Raw genomic sequence first — 2,412 nt, 5'->3', positions numbered from 1 at the left:
GCGGCCCGGGCCTGCGCGGCCTCGCCCGCGGGCGCGCCCTTGGCCTCGGCCCTGCCCGCGGTCCCGGACTCGATCGCCTTGCCGGAGTACCCGGGCACCTGGATCTGCGGGAACGGGCCGGTGTTGCGCAGCGGCATCAGAGTGATCTGGTTCAGCGTGACCGGCCCGGCGATCGCGCGCGTCTGCGGCTCGGGCTGCTTGGCCTCCTCCTCCTCGGTCCTCTGCGACACGTACCGGTGCAGCGTCCGCAGCAGGACGAACAGGCCGAGCATCGACACGATCGGCGGGACCGCGGCCGTCGCCTGGAAGGAGAAGGTCTTGTGGCCGACATGGCCGACGTTGAAGATGAGGCTGGCCGTCCACCCCGCGAGGGCGATGGTCAGCGGCAGGCAGAAGTCGAGCCAGCTCATCAGGGCCCGGCGCTTGATGACGAAGGCGTCGATGGCCAGCAGGAACAGCCCGAGTTCACCGACGATGATGAACAGGTCGACCAGCAGGGGGAACGACTCGGCCTTCCAACCCCGCAGGCCGTGTTCCAGGGCCCAGTGATAGAGACCGGCATAGGACTGGGCGAAGCCACCGGCGGTGGCGGTCAGGACCGCGGCCGCCATGAAGGCGATGGCCCCCCACCGTGTGATGACCTGTGCCCGGTTGGCAGCGCTCATGTGGCGTGTGCTCCCAGATTCCTTACACAACCAAAAGTGATCGGTGGGAGACTATCCATTCCTTTGCCGTTTCGTGGGCGATTCGCATCACGTCTCGGTCCCGTTCCCCGCGAAACGGCTGAACGGGAGCCCCACAGGCACACAGCGGGAGCCCGCGCAGCCACATGGCGGGAGCCCCCGCAGTCACATAGCGGGAGCCCCCGCCAAGGCGCGCCGGGGCCTTGGCGGGGGCGGGATTCCGCGGGAGCGGTGACGGAATCCGGCCGCGGAACCCCGGTCAGGGAACCTGCAGGACGAAGTCGAACTTCGCGGTGCGTCCGGCGGGACCGGTCTGGACCTTCATGAGCAGCGCCGGGTCGTAGAGCGAGTCGGAGCTGTTCCGGGGCTCGTTCGGGAAGTACAGCTGCGTCGTCAGGATCCGCTGGTAGGGGGCCTGGGCCTTGACGTGGATGTGCCGGGTGCGGCCGGGGTAGAGACCCGGCACGATCGTCGTGAGGGTGAATCGTCCCGAAGCATCCGTGTATTGATGTCCACGTAGCGTATAGCCGTAATTGTCGTAATTGCCGTAATAGTCCGCCTGCCAGAAGTCGAGCAGGGCGTGGGCCACCGGCGTGCACGACATCGAGTAGACGATCCCGGAGACCGTGAGGGGGGTCCCCGGCATGCCGGGCGTCACGATCGACGCGCGCTCGGGGGACCCGGGCTTGAAGTAGGGGCCCTCCATCTGCGAGTGCGTCGGGGTGTCGTCCCCGTCGTCGCACTTGGGCGTCGGGCTGAGCGGCCGCTGCTCGGTGCGGGCCTGCGCGGGCGCGGTCACCGCGGACACGGCGGTGGGCAGCGCGAGCGCGCCGATGCCCGCCGCGCCCGCGGCGACGATGAAGTTCTTGCGGCTGATGCCGCTGTCCTGGCCGTCGCCGGTGCCGGGCGCGTGGCCGGTGCCGGTCTCCTGCTCGTCGGCTGGCATGGGGGTTCCTCTCGGGGGTCGTCCGGGATCTTCCGGTTGGCGGGGCTCCCTGGGAGTCGGTCCGCGACATGTATAAGCCGCCGGGGAAGGGGCGGTCTTGCCGCTGCGTGCCGCGACTTTGGCGGCGAGTGCCAAAGCCCGCCCGAAGCGTCGTGCCGACTCGCTCATTGACCTTCCTGACGCGCCGTAGAAGCCTTGCGGTTGGCGTCCGAGACCCGCCCGCCGACCGGAGGAGCGTCATGCCCACGCTCGTTGACACCTCGGACCACCCTGCCCGCGACCAGGCGGACTACTGGCGCCACCTGATCAGCTCGGCCTTCGGGCCGTTCCACGTGCAGCCGCTCCTGCCCGGCGGGTTCGCCGCCCGGCTGAGCGGCCGGGCGCTGGGCCCGGTGGAGGCCGGCGACGTGCACGCGCCCGCCCACGCGGTGCGGCGCAGCGCCCTGCAGATCGCCCGCGACACCCGCGAGTGCTACAAGCTCGGCCTGGTGCTGCGCGGCTCGTGCGTGCTGCGGCAGAACGGCCGCCGGGCCGTGGTCGGCGCGGGGGACGTGGTGTTCTACGACCTGACCCGTCCCGTGGAGATCTCCTTCGACGCCCACCACATCTTCACCGTGGTGATCCCGCACAGCGCCGTGCCGCTGCCGCGGGAGCGCCTCGCCGCGTTCGGCGGCACCCTGCTCGGGGGGCGGGCCCGGACCGGGCGGCTCGTCTCGTCCTTCCTCGCCGCCCTGGCCGAGAGCGGCGCCGAGGACGGCGAGCGGGGCGCCGCCCCGGACGGCG

Annotated in this window: 2 protein-coding genes and 1 pseudogene; 1 reads left to right on the top strand and 2 read right to left on the bottom strand. The window is 71.1% G+C overall.

Annotation, left to right across the window (positions count from 1 at the left end; genetic code table 11):
• Together AB0K37_RS41700 and AB0K37_RS41695 are read right to left on the bottom strand one after the other, a co-directional pair.
• The coding region (locus AB0K37_RS41700) for a DUF2637 domain-containing protein (RefSeq protein WP_363991644.1) at positions 1 to 665 on the bottom strand (665 nt) is incomplete at its 3' end.
• Between the two features lie 277 nt (positions 666 to 942).
• Entirely contained in the window at positions 943 to 1,629 is a 687-nt protein-coding gene (locus AB0K37_RS41695) for a dioxygenase (RefSeq protein ID WP_363991641.1), read from the bottom strand.
• Between the two features lie 239 nt (positions 1,630 to 1,868).
• Between AB0K37_RS41695 and AB0K37_RS41690 the strand changes: the two are divergent.
• Positions 1,869 to 2,412: pseudogene (locus AB0K37_RS41690) on the top strand (hypothetical protein); the annotation flags it as partial.

The organism is Actinomadura sp. NPDC049753 (assembly GCF_040674655.1).
GTDB lineage: Bacteria > Actinomycetota > Actinomycetes > Streptosporangiales > Streptosporangiaceae > Spirillospora > Spirillospora verrucosospora.
The sequence above is the reverse complement of the archived record's forward strand: the minus strand, read 5'-3'. Positions and strand labels throughout refer to the sequence as shown.